Here is a 23,485-nt window from a genome sequence, read left to right as displayed (position 1 = left end):
CGGATTCAGATTTTTTATACAGAGGCACAGCTACTATTCTCTGTTTCCTTTTTAGTAAAATGATGAATGTGGAAGGGGATTTTAAAACCCAGCACTGGGCTTCTCATTTGAGACAATGGAGTGTCATCTCATAATAAAATAATACCCTGGAAAAGACCTGATTTGGCATCCGGAAATTTACCCTGTATAGCCTTATCAAGAGTAATCCTTTTATTAATTAGCAGGGCAATCTTTTCAACACGAAAACTGTAGAATGTTAGGAGAATTGCTTCCCCTAACATCATATTTTATGACTTTAATGCGTCAGCACCGGCAGTAGCTACTTCATGATCCTGATCAACGGTTCCACCTGAAACTCCGATCGCGCCGATTACCTGACCATTTTCATTTCTCAAAACCACACCACCCGGAAATGTGATCAAACCACCATTTGAATGCTCAATATTGTATAAAGGTTGCCCAGGTTGTGAAAGCTTTCCAATTTCGCCCGAATCCATATCAAAAAACCTTGCAGTCTTTGCTTTTTTAATGGAAATATCAATTGATCCAAGCCAGGCATTGTCCATTCGGTGAAATGCTTTCAAATTGGCACCTTCATCAACAACAGCAATATTCATGGGTACGCCAATCTCTTTCGCTTTGGCCTTGGCTGCCGAAGATAATTTTTCTACGATTTCTAATGTTAAGCTCATATGTTTAATCTTGATTAAATGTATTTGATTAACATCATTAAAAGTATATTGTTCTGGTACACAAAGTTTTTGTTATTCTTCAGCAGAATATTCGATAGCAGTCACCTATTATATCATTTGGTATTCCACTTAAATAATCTTATCCCGATACCGGCAAATAGGATGGCATAGCCGATAGATATCAGTACTGCGGTACTGGTAGCTGAAGACCATGTTTGTGGGGTCATACTGGTAGCCAGCATCATTTTTACCGCACCATAGGGAGAATAATGTATGTATGTTTTGACGTGTTCTCCAAGGGTACCCAATTCGCCAAACATACCCACCATAATGAAAATAAAATACACCATCCGGGTAGTAGCATTAACCGTTTCAGGGTTTTTAATCAGGCCAACAATCAGTTGCCCTAGTGACAGGTAAACCGCACCGCCCAAAAAAGCGACAAAAAACGTGATTACATAGCCTCCAAAGGTTAAGGTAACACCATCATACGTTTTACCAATAATAAAAATGAGTAAAGTAAGCAGTATAATCATAAAGAGTTGTATGGCCAGTCTGCTGGCCATAATTGCCCAGGTGGGCACCGGCGCAACCCTTAACCGTTGAAATATCCCTTTATCTCTGTCTCTTGCTACTGTAATAGAATATCCCATCAAGCCTATTGCCATCAAACCAAATGTAATGGCAGAAGATAGCGCATAAGCGCCCCCCAGTTTAGGGATAAGCGGTTTCCAAGATATTAAAATAATTACAGGCACAAGCAGTGCCAGGATAGCGGAGCGGCGGTTGGCACGTAGCACAGCAAAGTCCGCCTTTAGTAATGCCATTAAGGCTGTAGTCGTTTTAGGGATTGATACCGACATCTGAAAAGTTTTAGGCGCGCACTTCGCGGCCGGTTAATGCAATAAATACGTCTTCCAAAGTAATTTTTCCACGACGGGAAACAGCGATAACCTCTGGGTCGTTACGGTGTTTTTCGATCAGCGCCTGAGGTTCATCGATGCTAATAATCTTACCGTGGTCAACAATAGCAATACGGTCGCATATGGCTTCCGCTTCCTCCATTGAATGGGTAGTCAATAAAACAGCATGACCACTTTTACGGATGGCCTCAATACGTTCCCACAACTGTCTGCGCGACTGTGGGTCAAGTCCTGTGGTCGGTTCATCCAACATCACCAGGCGTGGATTATGTATGGTGGAGATGATCAGCGATAAACGTTGCTGCTGCCCACCTGATAGTTGCGCAAACCTTCTGTTGGCAGCATCTTCCAGCTGGATTTCCTTTAAAACCCGGGTTATCCCATTTTTATCCAACGGCACGCCATATATACCCGAGAACAGCTGCAGTATCTGCACCACGTTCAGTTCAGGCTGAAAAGTAGTTGACTGCAACTGTACGCCCATGGCCGCACGTGCGTGAAGTGGATTTTTAATGACATCATAACCATCAACAATGATCGTACCTGAAGAAAACTTCACCAGGCCTTCTATTGCGCTCAACGTACTGGTTTTACCAGCTCCGTTTGGGCCGAGCAAACCGAATATTTCTCCAGGCAAAACACTGAAGCTAATGTTTTTCACCGCCTCGAAATCCCCATAATTAACGGAAAGATTTTCAACATTTAAAAGGCATTGACTGTTGTCCATATCTCAAAGATATAAATTTAGGTACTATTCAATAATCTTGTTCTTGAAAAAAAGATGCTCTTTTCTTACAAAGAAGAACTGTACCATTAATCAAATCAACCCTTTCAACAACATCACCACGAGCCCCGCCGTCAAAGTATTTAAAAAATTTACCGCATCATTTTCGATCAACCCTTTCCTTTCCAGCAAAGCCCCCAATACAGAATCAGTCAGATTACCTATTGTACCCGCAAAAACGATAAAAATAAAACCCATTTCCCATCCAAATCCTAAACCATAAAGTACAGCAATAACACAACTGCCCGCTACACCGATCAACGTTCCTTCCAGGCTGATCACCCCATCCATCCCACAGCTGTCGGGTTTAAGCGTTAGAATATTAAAAAATCGCCTCCCGTAAACCATACCCAGCTCCGAAGACAACGTATCGGCCGTAGCCGAAGCAAAAGCCGCAGCCATTACCAGCACCATTAAATCGCGTAGGTTAGGATACCATATGATCACCAAACCCGCAATAGCCGGAACACCCGAATTGGCTAAAACCTGCAGCGCAGTACGTCCTTTTCCAGTTTCCTCCACAGTCGCAAATGCCCGCTTTTTATGCCCTTGCCAGGAAGTGGCCACAGAACCCAGGATAAAAAATATAGTCATCATTGCAACACCTGTATAACCCGATGCCAGGTAAATAATACAAGCCACTAATCCACCAGTAAAAGCTGCCAGAACGGTCAGCTTTTTCGCCAGTATAGCATATGCCATCCCTACAAAAATGATCAGAGGCAAAAAGATACTGCTATTAGACATGTTGCAAAAGAAATTAATTACTGGATATTATTCTCCAAATTTATATTTTTTTCCTGCATTAAAATCTAAACTGTCTTTTCAAAAGACCATACACCTCATCTATTTTCTGCTGATTTTGTAGTCGTTTAGCATAACACTAAAGCAAACATGCCCGGTAAATAACCGGGCATGCCTATCTTCATCTTATTTAATAGCACTATCTGGGCAGTGCTGCCAGAAACTCCAGGATATCCTTCCCAATCTGTTTAACATGGGTTTCAAGCGCAAAATGTCCGGTATTATAGAATTTCACTATAGCTTCCGGAATGTCCCTTTTATAAGCTTCCGCTCCCGGAGGCAAAAAGAAAGGATCTTTATTTCCCCAAACAGCCAAAAATTTAGGCTGGTAAGTCCTGAAATATTCCTGGAATTTAGGATATAGTGCCACATTGGTTTTGTAATCTTTTAAAAGATCAAGCTGTATTTCATCCGATCCGGGACGGTCCAAAAAATACTGATCTAAGGTATAAGATTCAGGCGCCACCAGCGTGGTATCATCAACACCTGTTAAATACTGGAATTTGGTTCCCTCCTTTGTTAAGAATCCCCTCAGGGCCTCCCTGTTTTCCTGTGTTTCATTTTCCCAGTATTTTTGGATGGGGTTCCAGCCCGTACTGAGGCCCTCCAGATAAGCATTCCCATTCTGGGAAATGATACCAGTAATCTTTTCAGGGTTTGCCATTGCCAAACGGAAACCCGTAGGGGCACCATAATCGAATACATAAATTGCAAATCTTTTAAGCTTCAGTACATCAATGAATGACTGCATGGTTTTGGCAAGGTTGTCAAACGTATAAGCAAATTCACTCCGATCAGGCGCATCGCTGTAGCCAAAGCCAGGCAGATCGGGCGCAACAACATGATATTGACCACTGAGCATGGGGATCAGTTCACGGAACATGTGGGAGGATGTTGGGTACCCGTGCAACAATAAAATAGTTGGCGCCCCGGCAGGCCCAGCCTCCCGGTAAAAAATATTTTGCCCGTTTGCACTCACCTTACGGTAATGGATCTCTCCTGCAGCACTTTCTGCCAGATTTTTTGCGGTTGTTTTTAATTGTGCCATAATGTTTGAATTAGATAGTAAAAGAGCCACCATTACAATAGCGGCCAGTTTATTTTTTATCATTTTCTTTCTTTTCTCAAAAGTAGATACTACCTTTAATCAAACAAAATGATTTAATAAGATGCAAGCTATCACAAATTACGATTAATGAATACCAATGATCTTAATCTCTTCGAAGCAGTTGCACATCATGGCAGTTTTACCAAAGCGGCCGAGGCCATGTTCACTGTCCAATCTAACGTTACCGCAAGGATAAAAAGTCTGGAGGAAGAATTCGGGGCCATTCTTTTCGACCGGTCTTCCCGTAAAGTCCAGCTCACACCTGCAGGCGAAACCCTAATGGTATATAGCAAAAAACTAAACCACTTAATAGATGAGGCAAAGCGATCGGTCGGGAAAACAGAAGAAGTGAAGGGGCAGGTAAAAATCGGTGCGCTGGAAACCCTGATGGCCACCAAAGGGCCTGAACTCGTTAACCAGCTCGCGCTGAAGTTTCCATTTGTCGACCTGGAGTTCAAATCAGCCATGCGCGATACACTGATCAGCGATGTGCTGAATTACCGTTTGGATGCTGCATTTGTTCCCGCGCCGCTGGATGTACCCGAACTGGATCAGATTTGGATCAAAGATGAAGAGGTGGTTGCCGTAGTACCTGAGGACTGCACGGGGCTGGAAGATCTTTTAAAAAGAAATCCGTTAAAGGCAATCGTGTTCGACCAGGGCTGTGTATTCAGGGCGAGGCTCGAATCATGGCTGGTTAGCAAAGGGGTAGCTCAATACCACAAAACCGTAATGAATTCGATAGAGGGCGTGGTCAACTTCATTGAGTCGGGTATCGGCTTTAGCTTTCTTCCCAAAGAGATCATCACCACCTTTTATGCCAACAGGAAAATAAAGACCTTCCCGCTGTCCAAAGAACTGGGCCTGATGACAACAGTACTTACTTTTAGAAAAGACCTGCCGCCATCACCGGCATTAAAGGCCTTTATCAGCTTATGTATTGATCAGGAAAAAAAATGATTACCCGAGCACAAAATTTAAACAGGTTTTTTTTCTTGCCTGTGATCAGTCTTCCCGGGGCATTCGGGCAGCAAAATGCAGACTACAGAAAATCAAATAGCTGTATTATAAAAAATCATTAAAATTTGGCGAACTTACTACAGGATTTTTCAAGATCGTATGGCAGATTCACTAATCGCTATATTGATATAAACTAAATGAAGATCAACATTTATGAAACATTTGTTATTCGGATTACTTTTTATTTTTAATGTGACCATAAGCCCTGCCCTCTTTGCTCAGGAGCTATACAACATTTCAGGAACGGTGACGGATGAAGACAACAAACCCCTACAGGGTGCCACAGTATTTATTAGCGGTGCTCAGAAAATTACCGCAACAGATGCCACAGGCCACTTTACATTTGCGGATATGCAGGCAGGAAATTATATTATCTCCACAAAAATGCTTGGATACAACAGCCCGTCCCTGGCCATGACTTTACACGATAGGTCTGCAAGCGTGTTGATCAAACTACAGATAAAATCCATCACCCTCAATGAAGTTAACATCACAACGGATAAGAACCGCGAGCGTTACCTCAATATATTTAAAGCGCAGTTCCTGGGGAAATCAGCAGATAAAAAAAAATGTTTTATCGTTAATCCAGAAGTGATCGCCTTAAATGGCAAGGAAACCAATCCCAATAATTTGACATTGAAAGCGGAAGCTGATGATTTAATCATCATTGAAAATAACCTATTGGGCTACAGGATAAAATACCTGCTACGTTCGTTTGAATACAGCACAAAAAGTCATATCACTTCTTTTGATGGCGACAGCAGTTTTGAAGAAATGGAAGGAACCAAAGAACAGCGAAAGATTTGGGAGCAAAATAGGTTGAAGGCATACTTAGGTTCTTCCATGCATTTTTTAAGATCAGTATATACGAATACACTGCTGGAAGAAGGTTTTGTTGCAAATCAGATGGTAAAGAGCAGTAATATATTTGATCCCAGAGCTTACATGATCCCTAATCCAGTGAAACTAAGCAAATTTGTCACCAGGCTGGATAGTTCCTTTGTGTCTTACAAATTTAATGCGCTGAATATTAGCTTTAACTTAAGCAAAGCCATACGTTTGAAAAAACAGCTACCAGAAACAGCTGAAACAGATCTGAAAATATTAAATGAGAAAATGCCTAACGAGATCGGATTCCCGGCAGTTGATGCAAGCGGAAAAAACTCTCAGTTATTATTGTATTTAAAAGAAGCACTGATTGATGAAAGGGGAAGTGTTTATACAGGTTACAAAACTTTTCTCATTAGGGGCTATTGGTCTGAAAAACGCCTGGCTGATCAGCTGCCTTTCGAATATTTGCCTCCAGAGATCAAAAAATAGCTTGTTGATTATTTTTTCCGCTATCGAAAAAGTAACACTACCCCTTTTGTTCGAACCGATAGATAGGCATTTTCCGTTTAACTGTTGTTACTTTTATACCATAGTGTTTAAGCGATCTGGTTAGCGCCGACAGGTTATCATATTTAATTGTCATCGAAAAATTTCTACTGAAAATAGGATCGTTCTGAATGTCCCGATTTAGTTTCTTTCTTTAAAGTGGTATACAGGCATTTTCTTTTTAACAACTATCGCTTTTATTCCATAAGATGCCAGCGATTGAATTAAATCTTCCTCATGCTCAACTTTGACCGTTATCGACATTTTGTCTTCAAAAATATTATTCTGTTTTAAAAAAACAGGTTTTTGAAATTTATCTTCAACTAATTTCACCAACTTATCAAATTTTTCGTGATCAATGCCAATATAACTTTTTGACCACGAGCTATGCCCAACCTGTGCGGTTGACAATCCAGACGGTGCAAACTTGCGCAACAGTTCTTGATCTGAAACTTCAAACTGGAAAACCTCTATTAAACTGTCTGTAACAACGGGTTTCAGATTGAGTTCATCGAGAATTACGTTAGATACCTGTTTCGCTGCAGTTTTTTTTTCGCTTTTATAACAATAGGAAATGTAGGTTTTTGAAAACTTTTCTGGTAAAATAATCTGGCTTTCTGAAACATCAAAAAGAGCAGCCAAACTATGGGGAAGGCCATTACTGATAATCATCTCGTTGTACGACGAATTACTCTTGTTTAAAAAAGAAGAAGGATTGCGGCTGAACATTGATAGTGTCATGCTAAAATATTCTTTAAGATCCTTATCATTAATGTAAGTGGCGTATTTTGTTGTTAGTGAAGCGTACAATTCATCTACTTCTTTTGCAACCATCAACGTTTTTTTCTCAGGAGACAGCGGAACAGGTTTTTCCTCCCTGATTCCCTGAATTATCTCATTACTTAATTCGCCCGGATTACCTACCCACCTCACGATCCCAGTATCATCTATCATCACGCATAAGGGAATAAACTTGACATTAAAATCATCAAACGTCTGCCTGGAAACGTCAGTCACTACAGCAGCCGAAAACTGGACTCTTTTTAACAGCCAGTTTACTTTCTCTTCCTTTTCGTCGGTCATTGCCAAAAACACCAGATTTTTATTCGATATATTTTTTGCAACTAAATTATTGATATGTGGCACGGTTTCCAGGCAGGGTGCACACCAGGTAGCCCAAAAATCAATTACAATAAACTTGTTCTTTAAATCTTTAATTTCCGGAACGTTTTTAATCCATGAGGTAATTTCAATATGGGGTGCCTGTTCGCCAACCTTAACCTGAGACTGGCCGATAAATGGAAAAAGAAATATTAAAGCTAAAAAAAACACATACCTGAACATATCCAGAATTTAATGAACGGAAAATAAAAAAAATCAGCAAAATTACATCATGCTACATTCTGCACAACTATAAAAATCTGGCCATCTCTAAATCACACGGGTTAATTCTCAAGTTTCCTTTTGACACTTAATCATAAAAATCTTTAATTTGAATATCACTAATAAAGGGATGCCAACAATAAACTTAAGCAATAAAACCCATAGCACAAATAATAACGCTCTGGCTAAAACCAAACCACCACAAATTTGTATTAGGATAAGTTAAAAACAGAAAAACATGGAAAAATTACTTCTTTCAGAAAACGTAAAACGGTTTATAGATTATGCCATTGATACGGTTAAAGCTATGGATGGTGCGCCAGAACACAGTGAGCAGCAAAAAGCAGTGGTAACCGATCGGATTTCGAAACTTAAGCTTTATCTGAACGAAGTAGAGGTGGCTTACCTGGAAAATGCCCCGGAGCGTTCTTCCTTAACTATCGATCCCGAATATATTGCAGAAACAGGTCACAGTTAGTTCTCAAGCCCACTCTAGAAAACTATTGTTTAATCTTTTCCGAACGCTTAAGTTTGCCCTTATGAAATATATTGTGATTATCGCATCGCTTTTCTTAATCACCAGCCATGCTCAAGCGCAGGTGAAACCCGTCCGAAAAGGCTGGCATCCTTTTACCATCCAATGGATAAGTTTTAATGAAAATACACCAGGAAGGGTAAACATCAAGCCGATAGGCAAAGATGAGTACAGTATCGAAGGAGAACAAAGAGATCCGAACACACAAGAGTATGTAACGATAAAAGGCACCTTCCTTAATCAGGGTCGAACGCTAAAATTTAATGGAAAAATTATTTCCAAAATCAATTCCAACAATAACGGGCAGCCCTGTGAACTTACGGGGCTTTTTACTTTTAAGGCAAGCGGGGTAAGAAAATATTGGCGGTTGCAGCAGATGCTCAATTGCGATGGCGAAACCACCGATTACATCGACATCTTTTTTTAAGCCAATGTTTTACTGATAAAAGGCCATCCCTCCTTTTTTCTAAAGATGGCTATCGGTAAATGACAGAACCTTTACCGATAGCGATTTCTTACTTTAGGTACCTAAAGAACACTTGATTACCATCATAAAACTACTTACAATTCTGGTCGTTCAAATGGTTCCAAATACCGCTCATTACTCCAGGGGCATTTACGGCATCATTGTAAACATTTACAATAACATCACCGCAGGTGAGATGAAAAATATACGCGGTTGTTTTTCTTCTTGAGGTTATATCTCCCCCTACAGCTTTACCTGCCGGAGCCTTTTCAAACAAGGGCTTTTGGGGCTTTCCCATTGATGTCAGGGTACTAAAACCCATTACTGTGCATACCAATACAACAAATAAACGTTTCATGTTTTCTGATTTATTAATTAAAATTTATTTATTTCAAAGGGCAGATGGCCCTTGCTTTCACAAGTGAATTTCAAAAGAAAACGGTCAGAAAAAAACACCAAATCTACATTCGGTAGATTTCAACTGATATCCGTTAGCTAAAGTAAAAAAACTGCAAAAGAGAAACACAGGAATGAACATCCGTTTCGGGTTATTCCCAGAATCGACGGATATGGATTGAAAACGGCCGAATATCAAAACAGCCTTTTTCATTACCTAAGGGATCGATATATTTAGGCCTTAATTATAATTTGGTTATTTAGCAGATTTTAGCCCAATGAACATTTTTTTCCGATATATCTATTTCTTAGCCGTCTTGCTGTTTGGTCACTCGAGAATATTGCCTAACGCAAGAATCAATTGCAATGTGGATAAAACATCCTGAAATCTATCCTCAAATAAATTTCGAATAGGTTATTTTTGTAACTGATATGAATATCCCCGATCCGGACAACCAACTCCTTTTAGATTTTTTAGCCACCACCAATCAGCCTGTTTTTTTAACCGGTAAAGCTGGAACAGGTAAAACAACCCTGCTCCGCAAAATTAGGGATACTACCAAAAAGAATTTTGCCATTGTAGCCCCAACCGCTGTTGCTGCAATTAATGCAGGTGGAGTTACCTTACATTCGTTTTTTCAGATTCCTTTCGGTCCATTGGTTCCGGTTGTTGATGAAAACGCCGATACCAATTTTAAATATTCTGACGAAAAAACAAGATTACTACGCTGTCTTGATCTTTTAATTATAGATGAGATCAGTATGGTGAGGGTAGATATTATCGATTTTATCGATCGTACCTTAAAGCGGGTTAAAGGATCTAACCGTCCCTTCGGTGGTGTACAGGTATTAATGATCGGTGATCTGTACCAGCTCTCTCCTATCTTTCATGATGCCTGGCACATTTTGGGCGCTTATTATGCCAGTCCGTATTTTTTCGACAGTTTGATTTTCCGCGCTACGCCAATGCTTACTTTTACATTGGATAAAGTATACCGCCAGTCGGATCCCGTATTTCTGGATATCCTGAACGGCATGAGAGAAAATAACCTCGATACCAGGCTCCTTCAAAAACTGAATGAGCGTTACGATCCCTCTTTAGATCAGGAATGGAAAGATGATTATATTACATTGACTACCCACAACCAATTGGTTAACGAAATTAACCAGGGCTGCCTGGAAAAATTACCCGGAGAAATTTTTGAATTCAATGCCGCTGTTAGTGGCGATTTCCCAAAAGATGCCTATCCTACCGACGAGAAACTGCAGTTAAAACTGGGTGCACAGGTGATCTTCATTAAAAATGATTCGTCGGGTAAAAAGCAGTTTTACAACGGTAAAGCGGCAAAAATTACCGCGATTGATAAAGATTCGATAAAAGTGAGTTTTACCAGCGATGGCAGAGAAATTGAAGTAGAAAAGGAAATCTGGCAGAGCGTTAAATATAGCCTTAGCGACGAAGAAAATAAAATCGACGAAACCAGTACAGGATCATTTTCCCAATATCCCTTTAAACTAGCCTGGGCCATTACCGTACATAAAAGTCAGGGATTAACCTTCGATCAGGCAATTGTAGATGTAAGCACCGCGTTTACCCACGGACAGGCCTACGTAGCCTTGAGCCGATGCAGAAGTCTGGAAGGCTTGATTCTAAAATCGCCTGTAATTGCCGAAAACATCATTACCGATGCCAAAGTAATTGATTTCACAAAAGCCAGCCATCAGGATAAACCTACGCCCGAGTTATTGGCACGTTATAGCCAGCAATATGCCTGGGGATTGATCCATGAGTTGTTGGATTTTTCACTTGTTGCCAAAGACTGGGAAAAACTTGGCCGCTCTAAACTCATTGATAAAGATGAAAAAAATGCCTTTTTATCGATTTACGAGCAGGGAAATCAGATCCTCCAAAATGAAATCTTCAAAGTGGCCAGAAACTTTATTGCCAAAGAGTTTTCGAAAATAAGTACACACGAAAACCCTGCAAACGAAATCGCTTTTATGGAACGTTTGCAGAAGGCATCTGATTATTTCGTACCGAAACTGGAACAGGTTATGACCCTCATCGCCAGAATAGTGGCCATCAATTTTTACAACGATACCCACTCCGATAAGCTGCTCGCCACATTAAACGATTGTAAAGATGCCCTCCAGATCAAGTTATCTTTATTTAAGATTTCCTGGAACCCTTTTTCCATCAAAGATTACATCAGCACCTTACATGCCGCGAGCAATAAGCAACCTGCAAAAAAACCTGTTAAATCGAGTATTAAACCCAAAGAAATTTCCAATCCACAGGTATATAAAAACCTGGTCGAATGGCGCAAAACCATTGCCATACAACGCGGAACGCAAGATTATGCCGTATTATCTGATTTAGCACTGCTTTCTATTGCCGAACGGATGCCCAGAACAACCGACCAACTGGCCGCACTTAAAAGCGTAGGTATTGGCAATGCAAAAGAACTTGGCCAGCAGATTACCCGTATTGTAAATGCCCATTTGGGCACCAGTGAATTGTTTTAAGCTTAATCACTGTAGATTGAAAATCTACAGATTTAATGAAAAACTAAATTCGTTGTTAAAAAAGCCACAGATTCTCAGATTAGAAAAATCTGCCAATCTGTGGCAAAAAGATATGAATTTTGTAGAAACTGAAAGTCTTGCGCTGAAAGTGCATAGTTTCAACTACCAAATCGAGCCAATGAATTACGCATTGATCGCTTTTAGAATAAAGAAGACATTTAAGATGATGTAAACGGCCAAAAGCACAATAGAAAAAAACCTATCAAACTTTTGGGCTTTCTTTTCCTCACCTCTTTTGATCATTTTGAGGGAAAAGGCCGTTGATACTATCACCACCAAAATAAATATCAGGGTAATTCCATGTAGGGTATCAACCAGGGTAAAAGTGGTAGATTCGGGTAACGAACCATCAATAATGTATTTATTTCCGATTACCGCAAAAAGAGAACCCACACTTAAGCCAAAACGCGAATCGATGCTATCGGCATGAATATAAAAACACATGTAAGCAATTAAAAAAGCCACATACATACCTAAAAACATTTTCCAGAAAAGCCCAAAAGCATCCCTGCTGATCCCGATCCTCACTTTATAGCTACTGTATTCTGTTCTCGGCACTTTGATACTCGGATCGCCAAAAGCCGTTTCATAGATTTTATTTGCCGAAGTGGTTTTTAAACTGTCGATATTCCATCCACGTAAGGTAAACCTGGGATCAAACTGCTTGCCCAAGGTATCGGGCATAAATACTAGGGATGCAGAATCAAATTGAGAATTTTCGATAGATAGCCGCAACAACTGATGATCAAAAGGAAAATTATCGATCGCCCACGAATCTTTCATTACACATTGCAGTTTCATCAGCATATATACTTCACTTCCACTCGTATCGATGGTCGAAAATGATTTTGTTACTGTTTTAGCCTGCGGAACTTCAAGATTATCAGCAAAATTAAAGTCTTTATTTTTATATTTCAGCCATAGCCAAAAGTTTACGGTATATTCTTTGTCTTTGAAATCAATATCGTGAATACTGGTTACATAAATTCCAGTTTTTACAGTATCTGGTGTATTTTTCTGCGCAAAAGAAACGGCGTTTAGGCACAAAATCTGGAAAATTAAGCCCAGTAAAAAGAGTTTAGTGGTTTTCAACTGCGATTTAATTTTAAAGCGTGAATGTTTTTTAAATATAGTGAATAAGGTTTTATTTATGAGGGATATTTTTAGCTTAAAAACCTTTCAGGCTTCGCTTTTTTTTAATACTTTCGCAACCCCATTTTAGTTGCCACAAGCACAACACACCAAGCCCATGAGTAAGTTTTTATACGGAATCGATTTTGGAACAACCAACTCCGCCCTTTCTATCTATGATGAAGAAAAGAAAGAAATTGTAGATACGATTTCAATCCCCTCGTTGATCTATTTTACAGAAGTAAAAAGCATCATCGATGGCGAAAACCACATTGTAGGCGAAAAAGCAATAGATGCTTACCTGAGCGATGGCATGAAAGGCCGCTTTATTAAATCTATTAAACAGATTCTTTCTAGAACCACCTTTACCGAAACCCGTATCCACAATAAACGGTATACAGCATCTGATCTGGTTACACTGATCTTGAAAGACTTAAAAGAAAAAGCCGATCTGATTACGGGTGAAGATTGCCACAAGGCGATTATCGGCCGCCCGGTTTTCTTTGATGACGACAATACCCAAAAAGATACCCTGGCCCAAACACGGTTAAAAAAAGCAGCAGAAAGTGCAGGTTTTACTGATGTACGTTTTCAGTTCGAACCTATTGGAGCGGCATTTGCCTACGAGAAAACAATTACAAAGAAAGAACGTGTGCTGGTAGCCGATTTAGGTGGCGGTACAACAGATTTCACCTACCTCATTCTCGATCCGGATAAAGTGGGTAGCAAAGACAGAAAAAATGACATGATTGCCTCGGGTGGTATCTACATTGGTGGTGATAGTCTGGATTCTGCTTTTATGTGGGAGAAGGGTACGCCATACTTTGGCAAAAACACCATATATGAGGCTACACCTGGTAAAGTTTTAAATGTACCCAAATCACTTTTCGCCAATATCTGTACCTGGGATAAAATGAATTTCTTTAACGGTTTAAAAATCCAGAAAGAGATTGAAGAATACTATTATTACTCCGGAAACGATCCTAAATTTAAAAACCTGATCACGCTGATCGAAAACAACCTGGGCTATTCTTTATTCAGATCAATCGAGAAAACAAAGATCGAACTTTCCGACCAGATACTCTCTACATTCGCTTACAACAATATGGAAATCGAGATTAAAGAAAATATTTCGCTCGAACTATACAATTCGATTATCGAAAAAGACATCAACAAAATCGATGCTTACCTCGATCAGTTTATGGAGACTTATAAAATCAATCCACAAGATATCGACTGTTTGTTTTTAACCGGAGGGACATCGATGGTTTCGGCCGTACAAAACCTCTTTAAACGCAAATTTCCGCACATTCCTTTAAACTCTGGCGATAACTTTAAAAGTGTAGCCAAGGGGTTAGCCTATAGTGGTTATCTGTTTGAGAATTAAAAACCTATTATTCTGAGTTTTATGCTAATGCCCGTTTCTAACGAGCGTTAGATAGTTTTTCGTTTACAACGATAAAATCGTTCAGCTATTGAGGCACTCTTTAGTGAAACGAGCGCAAGCTATGGATCATTTAATTTAAGATGATGAGTATAAAAGCTTATATGCCCTCAAATGCCTTATATGGTAAAAATATTTGGCAGCGAAACCATAACAAAAATTCGTTCCAAAATAGTTTTTAACCCACAGAGAGCACAAAGCGTGGACACAAACCTTTAAGCCATGGTCTGTGTCCACACAGACCATTTAACTTAAGATCTTATTCCCTTAGAACACAAACAAAAAGCTGATTTAAACGCGGAGCGCAGTGCCTGTAACAATGCAATGCGTTTCTTCCCGTTTTTCGCTTTTACGCTTCGCTTCCTCGTACCTCGTCGCTGCAGGGTAACACTTCAACCGGGGCTATGTGGCCAGAGCAATATTTCATTTGGTGGGTTGCAGGGCGTACAAACCTTTGTTCTTAAACCCCTGCCTGCAGCAGGCAGGCGATAAAGCAGAATAGCCCGCAGCGAAGACTATAAGCGAATGGCGGGTCTGCAAACCGCCAAGGACTGCTGTGCGTTCATTTCCTGATCATGAATTAAAATTGTCGCTCCACTACGTTACCAATGGTAAGAATTCTGTATACAAAGCATAACCTCATAGGGTCATCCTGAGCGGAGTCGAAGGATGATCTATGCTTTTAGATAAGAGCGCAGAATAGTAGAAAGATTCTTCATTGCATCCGATAGCTATCGGATTAGAATGACAAAATTATCTTAAAGAGAAGTCAAGTTTTCAAAACTTGACTTCTCTAGCTTGCCTATAAGGCTTGATCATCACCAGAAAGTCTTACCTTATCGGTTAGTTTTTTCAAACCAAACCGCGAAGGCAGATTAGATGAACAACAAGCAGCAGGTTTATATTTCAAGATTTTAGTATTGTGCTGCACTTTATCACTTTTACAGCCAAAGCATAATACACAGCATAAAACCAAAGCGGACTTAATCACTTTCATCTATTTTTCAATTTCCGACCAATCAAAACGCGGATTTTCTGCAGGTGTTTTGGCCTGTTTCATTAAAGCATAAAGTGCTTTTACTGTATCAGCATTTTTGCCTGCGAGGTTGTTCTTTTCTCCGATATCAGTCTTTAAGTTATACAATTCCAACTTTTCGGTGGTACCTTTATCTTTAAAACGGATCAGTTTCCAGTCGCCTTTGGTTAAAGCCTCTTTTAAACCACTTTCGTTAAACTGCCAGTAAAAATAATCATGTTCTTTTACTGCTTTTTTCCCACTTAACAGCGGAGAGAATGACAAACCATCTATATTTTTAGGCGATGCAGTTCCAGTTAAATCACCCAATGTTGGCAATACATCCCAAAATGCCCATGGCGAAGGATTAACCTGCCCGGCGGCAATTTTACCAGGTGCTCTAACGATTAGCGGTACACGGATGCCTCCTTCGTATAAATCTCTTTTTACCCCTCTAAACTCACCACTGCTGTTAAAAAACACCGGATCGGCCCCACCCTCTTTATGCGGACCGTTATCACTGGTGAAGAAAATATAGGTATCATTATCGAGTCCTAACTTTTTAATCAAGGCCACAATGGTACCCACATCGGCATCAAGTTTATTCACCATAGCCGCAAAAGCAGCATGTGGCTGTGCCTGACTATCGTAATTTCCTTTTTTCTCGAAGGGCGTTTCAGGAGGAAATTTACTTGATCCGTCTGCATTTTGAAACTTCTTCAACAATTCTGCTGGTACTTTTAACTCCGCATGTGGCACTGTTAAAGGCATATACAAAAAGAATGGCTGATCTTTATTTGCATTAATAAAATCAACAGCTTTATTGACAATCAGGTCTTCGGTATATTTTGTGGTATCAACAGGTACTTCTACCGTTTTACCCCCAACAATTTCATACAAGCGATTGGTATAATAATCGTGCGCATGCGCTTGATCGAGATATCCATAAAAACTATCAAAACCTTTTAAATGTGGCGCACCTTTACTGTCTTCATCGCCCAAGCCCCATTTACCGAACATACCGGTTTTATATCCGTTTCCCTTTAGGCGTTCCGCCAGGGTGGTATCCTGCGCGCGTAGCGCGGCCAAGCCATCTTTTGCTTTGGCATTGCCCCTTACCCAGGCATGCCCCATGGTGTAACCCGTCATTAACGCACAGCGTGATGGTGCACACACGGTATTTCCAGAATAAAATCGGGTAAACTTGATGCCCTCTTCAGTCAGTTTATCCAGATTTGGCGTCGGGATTTTAGAATTGGGATTAAAGCTATGTACATTTCCATAGCCTAAATCATCCGCCAGGATAAAGATAATATTGGGCTTCTTTTTACTTTGCGCCTGTGCGGTGGCTAAACTACCTGCAAGCAGCGCAAAGCCTATCAATCTTAATACATTTTTCATCTCTATTTGTTATAGTTGGGGTTTTGTTTCAGTGCCGGGTTATTCTGGATCGCAATCGAAGGTATTGGCCATAAGTAATCCTTATTGGCATCAAAAAGCCGGCTATCGATCCGCGCGCCCGCGCTATTGCTAATATTTCCGTTTAATAACTGATCGGCAGTTCTCCATCTTCGGATGTCGTTATAATACAAACCTTCTCCTGCCAGTTCTACCCTTCGTTCGTGCCTGATTTCCGCCCTCAAATCCACTTGATTTAAAGTAGCTGGAATATTGGGCATCTTGGCCCTGGCCCGGATTAAATTTAAGGCATCAAAAACCGACTGATCGGGGCCTGTATCTTCATTTCTGGCTTCAGCATAAGTTAATAATACATCAGCATACCGCAGCAAAATGATATTCAATTCGGAAGTTCCACTGGTTGGTGCCGCTACAGGTTTTTCATTGTCCTTGAAAATAGTATATTTTTTCAAGCCGTAACCCGTGCTTGGATATTGTATTGCCGTTACCGTAGCGCCTTTAAACTGTGTCCCAGGTATAATAACGGTTGCTTGCAACCTGGTATCGCGGTTTTCGAAAGGTTTTGCAGCATTATAAACGGCAGAACTGCTTATCGGTTTCCCATCTGTTGCATAATAGGTATTCACCAGATCGGGTAAGGGTGCCGAACCCAATTGTTGATCTAAACTGATATCAAGCGAATGGGTAAACTCCGGATATTTGTACTGTACATCAAAAATCACTTCAGCATTGCCTTCATTTTCCAGATAAAATAACCCACGATAATCGGGAAATAAACTGTAGGTTTTTAGATCAATTACGGCTTTTGCCGCTTCTGCGGCTTCTTTCCAGCGTTTGGCATACAATAAAACCCTTGCCTTTAAAGCTAAGGCTGCACCACGGGTTGCCCTTCCCTTATCCACTCCGGAATAGGTTAAGGGCAATGCCGTACCTGTTGAGGCTTCTGTTAAATCCTTTAATATCTGCGCCAGCAATTCGTCTGCAGTATTTCTAGGCAGGCCCGCCTGGGTTTCATAATTGGTGGCATCGGTAATTAACGGGGCACCACCAAAATAGTTCCAAAGGGGGATATAATATAAAGCACGCAGATATTTAGCTTCTGCTTTATATCTTTCTTTCAAGGGGCCGTCCATATTTACTTTATCGATATTGGCCAATACATTGTTGGCTCTACCGATACCTTTATAACTGCCGTTCCAGGTTTCGTTAAAATAGCTTGTTGCGGCATTATGCAAGCCTCTCGAAATGATGTTGTAATCGTTGTTGTACTGGTAAGTATTCGGGGTTAAGGCATCTAAATAAATAGAATTGGCGCCATAAACATTATAGTAAATCGCGGCATAAGTGCCGTTCAGCGCAGCTTCTGCCTGCACTTTGGTATTCCAGTAGGTATCTTGTGTAAAACGATCTGTTGGTGTAACCTCCAGATAATCTTTGCAGCTAAACAAGAACACTGAAATCAGTAATAATAAATAATATTTTTTCATCGCCTGTTATTTAAATGATACATTAATTCCTGCACTGATTGTTTTTGCATTCGGATATTCAATCAGGTCTGCCCGGGTTAAATTCCGTTCCGGATCGCTGAATTTGAAATTCGAAAAGGTTAAATAGTTTTGTGCATTCACAAACACTTTTAACACATCAATGCCCGCTTTATTAAGCCATTTATTTGGAAACGAATAACTGATCTGTACGTTTTTCAACCTTAAATAGGAAGCATCCCTTACCCAAAAGCTCGAGGTCTGGAAGTTTTGTGGATAACCGTTAGAAGTGGTTAAACGCGGCAAAGATGCACTAGTATTGGTTGGTGTCCACGAATCGGTAAGCCAGTCATTGGTTACGCCCGCACCGTTTTTAAACGGCTGAGCCAGGTTTCCGGTTAAATAGGTATCTACATCCTGTAAACCCTGGAAGATGAAACTGAAATCCCATCGTTTATAGCCAAAACCACCGGAGAAACCATATACAAATTTCGGGATGCTGTTGCCGATAACCACACGGTCGTTATTATCAACCACACCGTTTCCATCCACATCTTTATATTTCAGATCGCCCGGAACTGTACCTGCATTCTGAAAAGCATGGGCTTTCACTTCATCAGCTGTCTGAAAAATCCCTTCGGCCTGTAAACCATAAAAACTATCAATTGGCGATCCTTCCTGAATAATCGTGTTGCCACTGTAATACTTCTGACCATTTACATTGGTTACTTTATTTTTGATATAGGTAAGGTTTGCGTCGATGTTATAGCGGAAATCCTGTACCGCATCTTTAAAACCCAGTGTAACCTCAAAACCACGGTTATTTACTGCGCCGATATTTTTTACGGGACCAGCTAAATTACCCACCTGCCCTGGCACACTGATCTGCCTTAAAATTTTGGAGGTCTGTTTATCAAACAGGTCGATCTCGAAAGTAAGCTTGCTTTTAAAAAAGCTACCCTCTAAACCAATATCGCTCATGGTAGTGGTTTCCCAGGTAATGTTGGGGTCGCTAAGTTGGGTAATGGCTGCCCCGCTTACAATGGTTCCATTGAAGTTGTAATTCTGTCCAAGCGAAATGGCATCAACATAACTAAATAAAGCCACATTCTGGTTACCCAGTTTCCCGTAAGAGGCGCGCAATTTTAAATTGCTGAACACATTCAAGTTTTTGATAAATTCTTCTTCACTCGCTCTCCAGCCTGCTGAAAATGAAGGAAAAAATCCCCAACGGTTACCAGCGGCAAAGCGCGAGGAACCATCGTACCTAAAGTTGGCTTCGAACAGATATTTTTCGTTGTAATTGTAATTAAACCTGCCGAAGTAAGATTGTAACCTCGAGGCACCTGATGTACCAGTTACCTGCGGCGATGTACTTCCGGCATTCAATTCGGTTAAATCATTCCCCAGATAACCTTCGTTATAGGCAGAAAAATTACTATCATCAAAACGTTCTAAACTAAATCCAGCCAAAGCACCAAAATGGTGTTTATCCAATGCACCTTCCCAGTTTAAGGTATGAAAATTGGTAATGTTGATATTGTTCTGACTGATCTGTCTTACCCCTCTTGCCGGTGTATTGCCGATAGGCGATATCACCCCCGTCTTTGGATTGGTTAGATTAATGGCCGGATAAGAATATTTATTGATACCATAAAGAAGATTGGCGCCTAAAGTAGTTTTGTACTTGATGTTAAATGGCAATTGGTATTCTAAAAAGACATTGGCCATCGTACGGTACTGGTTGTTTTTATTAAAACCTTCATTTGCCAATGCTACCGTATTCCTGAAAAAGTTATGCCCCGGAACACGGATCCATTGATCGGCATAACTACCATCCTGCGCATAAGGGGTTTGGAAAGGAAGGCCGCGGTAGGTTAAGCCCATTAATCCTCCCTCTCCATTACCATCGTCGGCACTGTAGGCACTTTCTTTACTGTTCCAAAAATTTGCCGTTAAGCTGGCACCCACTTTCAGCCTTTTGGTAATATCAGAACTGATGTTCGAATTTAGCGAATAACGTTTACCCGATGAGGCAATTAAAATCCCATCCTGATCGAGATAACCCAGGGAAATGGAAAATGCAGTTTTCTCTGAGCCACCAGAAATGCGGAGATTATGTTCTTGTATAGCCGCATTGCGGAACATCACATCAAACCAATTGGTATTGGGATAGATAAAAGGATCGGTACCCGTTCTAAACTCATTGATCAATGCCTCACTGCTTTCTGCCGGTTTGCCCTCATTGGCCAAAGCCCTGTTTTTGCCGATCATATAGTCTACCGTATTAGTTACTACATCCGGAAACTGGGTTGCCTTTTGCGAGCCCGCATAAAAGTTATAGTCGATCGAAAATGTACCTTTTTTACCTTTTTTGGTCTTCACTAAAATTACGCCGTTTGCTGCACGGTTACCATAAATGGCAGCAGATGAGGCATCTTTTAAAACGGTTACACTTTCAATATCATTCGGATTAACATCGCCCAATGGGAATTCAATCCCATCAACCAATACCAATGGATTGTTATTGTTTAGCGTTCCCGAACCACGGATCCGGATGGCGGCGGCATCTGCACCTGGCCGTCCTTTGGTTTGATTGGTAAAAACCCCTGGCACATTCTGAAGTGCCTGCGTGGCATTTGTTATGGGCCGGTTGGCAAGCGTTTTGGCATCAACAGTAGCTACTGAACCTGTTAGGTTGATCTTTTTCTGCGTGCCATAACCTACCACAACCACATCGTTAAGCGGGTTGTAATCTTCCACCAGCTCAACGGTAATCTGGCTTTGGGTAACCACCACTTCAGTTTGTTTATAACCAACAAAATTAACCAATAAGGTAAATGGAAATTTTTGCCCGGTAATCAGCCTGAATTTTCCTTCCCGATCGGTTGAGGAACCATTGGTTGTTCCCTGGATTTTAACAGAAGCACCAATTAAGCTTTCTTTGGTTTTTGCATCAATTACAGTTCCCGATAATGTAGCATTAATGGTTGGCTCTGTAGGATTTTGTGCTTTTGATAATGTTGGAGAGAGAAAAAATAGAATGGGTAATAAAAAACGGCATGTTTGCCAGCTATCCAAGCGAAAATTGGACATGATACTTCGTAAAGTCAATAACCCTTGTGCGGGATTGACTTTCTCAAAATTTTGCATAACTTTGAAATAGGTGATTTGAATTGATTTGGAACAGGTGCAACGCCAATTGAATTCCTGTTCCGTTAATTTGCCTGGGGAAAATACTTTTGTATTTTCCTTTTTTTTGCCCTGTGCCTTAACAGCAGCTAGCAATTATGCTAAATCAACAGCAACAATACATCCTATTAAAAATTACTTTTAGCCCATTTTGCAAAGGGAAAGATTTAGTAAACTCTTGTTTCATAATGATTATATTTTCGGCAAATATAATTTTTTTCAGATAGACTACAAATTTACTAGACTTTTTATTTTACAGCCAGAACTGGCTCAGACACAGGTTTGTAAACACTAAAATACAGGTATGTAACAATATTAGGAATATTTTCTTTCTTTAAGCTAAGATTTTATAATTTAGCCGATGTAAAATTGGTGCGGCTGATCATTAGATGCAGTGAGCAAAGCCTTACGTGTTAGGCGCAGCAGCAAGTAATGTTGTGAGGTCTGGAAAACCTGTTATCTAGAAGAGATGAAATCCAATTGATGTTCATTTCTTTGCCCAGACGCACCAATTTTCATTTCTTTTAAACCAATCTACTAAACTGTATGGCTGATATTCCTTTATGGCGTCTAAAACTCGTCATGAATTTGGTGGTATGTTCAAAACCAAGTATATCTGATATTTCATCTACGCTAAATTCGCTCTGAAGCAATAATTCTTCTGCTTCCCTCATAATCCTGTCTTTAATCAGCACGGTTAGGCTTTTCCCTAAAACGTGATCTAAAAACTTATTCAGTTTCCCTGTACTCATGCCCATGCCTTCAGCATAAAACTGGATAGATCTTTCTGTTCTGTAAAATTGCTCTAAAATAGCCCTAAAACGTAATACTTGCTGTAATTCATCCAAAGTTAAGGCTGCCAGGTATCCGTCTAAACCAGCAGTAATACCTAAAAACAGAGATAAGTATTGTGCCAGAAAACGAATGTCTTTTTTAGCATTGATATCTCTTTTTAACTGGTCGAGCAAGCTATAGGTTTTGGTTGATTCTGGAAGAGATAAGTCTCGGTAAGATAAATTTAAGAACAGGTTTTTAGCTAGTGGATCTAAATGTTGGAGTAAAAATTCAGCATACAACATACTGCTAAAGCTTAACCAATAACCAGAAGTAATTTTGCCATCAAGCCTTACAAGCCCTTCCTCAGGTATGAAAAATATTCTTTTATCCAACAATTTATAATCGCCAGAATTCATGCACAAAAAGCCATTTCCCTCCTTTACAATCAACATACGCATGGGGTATATCGCCTGCAACGCACGTTCTCTATTAAAAACCCCGCTAATTGGCTCTAGTTGTATCATAATAAACTTAAAGGATAAACATCTGTAAGACTAAAATAGTTCCAACAGGTTACAATCTCTTTATTTTTATTATAACCTGATATTTTATTCAGTGGATAAATATTACAAAAAAGTCTTCTAAAAATATTAGAAGACCCTATTTATTAAATAAATATTAATCATTTTAGCCAATTAATCAAACAGTTACCTTAGTTTGGGTCGCTGTTAAGAGATTAACAAAATAATTAAGCAGATAAAACCATAATTTTTACGGCCTCCGCTCCCTTTTGAGTAAATTCGATATCAAACTGAACAATATTATTGGATTTGATCATACCGGTTACACCATGTGCAAAAAAATTAACTTCTCTACCTCCATTGGATGGTGTGATTTCTCCAAAACCCTCATCACTGTTATAAAATTTTACTGTTCCTAACCTCATGTA

At 40.1% G+C, this 23,485-nt stretch carries 19 protein-coding genes; 6 read left to right on the top strand and 13 right to left on the bottom strand.

Annotated features, from left to right (window positions below):
* Positions 1-287: 287 nt before the first annotated feature.
* The 5 genes from R2S57_RS23055 to R2S57_RS23035 all read right to left on the bottom strand — a co-directional run bounded on the left by R2S57_RS23055 (position 288) and on the right by R2S57_RS23035 (position 4,251).
* The gene (locus R2S57_RS23055; protein WP_316847300.1) at positions 288-692 is read right to left on the bottom strand and encodes a heme-binding protein; all 405 of its coding nucleotides are present in this window, start codon (positions 690-692) and stop codon (positions 288-290) included.
* A 113-nt stretch (positions 693-805) separates the two neighbouring features.
* Positions 806-1,555 carry an ABC transporter permease gene (locus tag R2S57_RS23050; protein WP_316847299.1) on the bottom strand — a complete coding sequence of 250 codons (750 nt, stop codon included), beginning with the start codon at positions 1,553-1,555 and terminating at the stop codon, positions 806-808.
* Between the two features lie 10 nt (positions 1,556-1,565).
* Positions 1,566-2,342, bottom strand: coding sequence for an ABC transporter ATP-binding protein (locus R2S57_RS23045; protein WP_316847298.1), 777 nt, complete (start codon positions 2,340-2,342; stop codon positions 1,566-1,568).
* 90 nt (positions 2,343-2,432) lie between these two features.
* On the bottom strand, positions 2,433-3,146 hold the full coding sequence (locus tag R2S57_RS23040; protein ID WP_316847297.1) for a DUF92 domain-containing protein: 714 nt from the start codon (positions 3,144-3,146) through the stop codon (positions 2,433-2,435).
* Between the two features lie 196 nt (positions 3,147-3,342).
* Entirely contained in the window at positions 3,343-4,251 is a 909-nt protein-coding gene (locus R2S57_RS23035) for an alpha/beta hydrolase (RefSeq protein WP_316847296.1), read from the bottom strand.
* Between the two features lie 147 nt (positions 4,252-4,398).
* On the opposite strand from R2S57_RS23035, the gene R2S57_RS23030 reads away from it, so the two are divergent.
* Both R2S57_RS23030 and R2S57_RS23025 read left to right on the top strand, forming a co-directional pair.
* Positions 4,399-5,271, top strand: a complete 873-nt coding sequence (locus R2S57_RS23030) for a LysR family transcriptional regulator (RefSeq protein WP_316847295.1) — start codon at positions 4,399-4,401, stop codon at positions 5,269-5,271.
* A gap of 213 nt (positions 5,272-5,484) precedes the next feature.
* A complete protein-coding gene (locus R2S57_RS23025; protein ID WP_316847294.1) occupies positions 5,485-6,651 on the top strand; it encodes a carboxypeptidase-like regulatory domain-containing protein in 1,167 nt (388 codons plus the stop codon).
* A 198-nt stretch (positions 6,652-6,849) separates the two neighbouring features.
* Here the strand turns inward: R2S57_RS23025 and R2S57_RS23020 are convergent, their stop codons facing one another.
* Complete coding sequence (locus R2S57_RS23020; protein WP_316847293.1) at positions 6,850-8,052, bottom strand: TlpA disulfide reductase family protein; 1,203 nt, start codon at positions 8,050-8,052, stop codon at positions 6,850-6,852.
* Positions 8,053-8,329: 277 nt separating this feature from the next.
* On the opposite strand from R2S57_RS23020, the gene R2S57_RS23015 reads away from it, so the two are divergent.
* Complete coding sequence (locus tag R2S57_RS23015) at positions 8,330-8,569, top strand: hypothetical protein (protein ID WP_316847292.1); 240 nt, start codon at positions 8,330-8,332, stop codon at positions 8,567-8,569.
* A gap of 61 nt (positions 8,570-8,630) precedes the next feature.
* On the top strand, positions 8,631-9,053 hold the full coding sequence (locus tag R2S57_RS23010) for a hypothetical protein (RefSeq protein ID WP_316847291.1): 423 nt from the start codon (positions 8,631-8,633) through the stop codon (positions 9,051-9,053).
* Between the two features lie 130 nt (positions 9,054-9,183).
* Here the strand turns inward: R2S57_RS23010 and R2S57_RS23005 are convergent, their stop codons facing one another.
* Positions 9,184-9,450 carry a hypothetical protein gene (locus R2S57_RS23005; RefSeq protein ID WP_316847290.1) on the bottom strand — a complete coding sequence of 89 codons (267 nt, stop codon included), beginning with the start codon at positions 9,448-9,450 and terminating at the stop codon, positions 9,184-9,186.
* A 470-nt stretch (positions 9,451-9,920) separates the two neighbouring features.
* Between R2S57_RS23005 and R2S57_RS23000 the strand changes: the two genes are divergently transcribed.
* Positions 9,921-12,014 (top strand): HRDC domain-containing protein, encoded by a 2,094-nt coding sequence (locus R2S57_RS23000; protein ID WP_316847289.1) that lies wholly within the window; start codon positions 9,921-9,923, stop codon positions 12,012-12,014.
* Positions 12,015-12,197: 183 nt separating this feature from the next.
* Here the strand turns inward: R2S57_RS23000 and R2S57_RS22995 are convergent, their stop codons facing one another.
* Positions 12,198-13,166, bottom strand: coding sequence for a hypothetical protein (locus R2S57_RS22995; RefSeq protein WP_316847288.1), 969 nt, complete (start codon positions 13,164-13,166; stop codon positions 12,198-12,200).
* Between the two features lie 157 nt (positions 13,167-13,323).
* Between R2S57_RS22995 and R2S57_RS22990 the strand changes: the two genes are divergently transcribed.
* Positions 13,324-14,592 (top strand): Hsp70 family protein, encoded by a 1,269-nt coding sequence (locus R2S57_RS22990; protein ID WP_316847287.1) that lies wholly within the window; start codon positions 13,324-13,326, stop codon positions 14,590-14,592.
* A 1,054-nt stretch (positions 14,593-15,646) separates the two neighbouring features.
* Here the strand turns inward: R2S57_RS22990 and R2S57_RS22985 are convergent.
* The 5 genes from R2S57_RS22985 to R2S57_RS22965 all read right to left on the bottom strand — a co-directional run bounded on the left by R2S57_RS22985 (position 15,647) and on the right by R2S57_RS22965 (position 23,482).
* A complete protein-coding gene (locus R2S57_RS22985; protein ID WP_316847286.1) occupies positions 15,647-17,065 on the bottom strand; it encodes an arylsulfatase in 1,419 nt (472 codons plus the stop codon).
* A 2-nt stretch (positions 17,066-17,067) separates the two neighbouring features.
* Complete coding sequence (locus R2S57_RS22980; RefSeq protein ID WP_316847285.1) at positions 17,068-18,570, bottom strand: RagB/SusD family nutrient uptake outer membrane protein; 1,503 nt, start codon at positions 18,568-18,570, stop codon at positions 17,068-17,070.
* A 6-nt stretch (positions 18,571-18,576) separates the two neighbouring features.
* Complete coding sequence (locus tag R2S57_RS22975) at positions 18,577-21,663, bottom strand: TonB-dependent receptor (RefSeq protein WP_316847284.1); 3,087 nt, start codon at positions 21,661-21,663, stop codon at positions 18,577-18,579.
* Positions 21,664-22,283: 620 nt separating this feature from the next.
* A complete protein-coding gene (locus tag R2S57_RS22970) occupies positions 22,284-23,060 on the bottom strand; it encodes an AraC family transcriptional regulator (protein WP_316847283.1) in 777 nt (258 codons plus the stop codon).
* 224 nt (positions 23,061-23,284) lie between these two features.
* The gene (locus R2S57_RS22965; RefSeq protein ID WP_316847282.1) at positions 23,285-23,482 is read right to left on the bottom strand and encodes a cold-shock protein; all 198 of its coding nucleotides are present in this window, start codon (positions 23,480-23,482) and stop codon (positions 23,285-23,287) included.
* Between the last annotated feature and the right edge of the window lie 3 nt (positions 23,483-23,485).

This window comes from Pedobacter psychrodurus, assembly GCF_032678585.1.
GTDB lineage: Bacteria > Bacteroidota > Bacteroidia > Sphingobacteriales > Sphingobacteriaceae > Pedobacter > Pedobacter psychrodurus_A.
This window is presented reverse-complemented; position numbering and strand designations above follow the sequence as displayed.